General features: G+C 66.2%; 1 protein-coding gene. It reads right to left on the bottom strand.

What is annotated here, in order from left to right; translation table 11 throughout:
• Positions 1-237, bottom strand: a 237-nt coding sequence (locus tag ACLJNW_RS28400) for a hypothetical protein (protein WP_410962004.1), incomplete at both ends; no start/stop codon positions are given.

Below are 237 nucleotides of genomic sequence, written 5' to 3'. Positions count from 1 at the left end.
CCCTGCAATTCCATCGGCGACCACAGGTTGCGGTAGACCGCCGGGTCGCTGCGCAGCTCCATCGCGACCTCGCGCACCAGCGCCACCGCGTCGTCGATCGGCATGCTCGCCGGCACCGGCCAGCGGAACATCGCGTAGCCGAACTGGCGCGAGTAGTTCTTGATGCTCTTGATCTCGCTGAACGGGATGGTATGCACCACGCCGTCCAGGTCGCGCAGGCGCACGGTACGGATAGTC

This window comes from Salmonella sp. SAL4457 (genome assembly GCF_046548235.1).
GTDB lineage: Bacteria > Pseudomonadota > Gammaproteobacteria > Enterobacterales > Enterobacteriaceae > Salmonella > Salmonella enterica.
The sequence above is the reverse complement of the archived record's forward strand: the minus strand, read 5'-3'. Positions and strand labels throughout refer to the sequence as shown.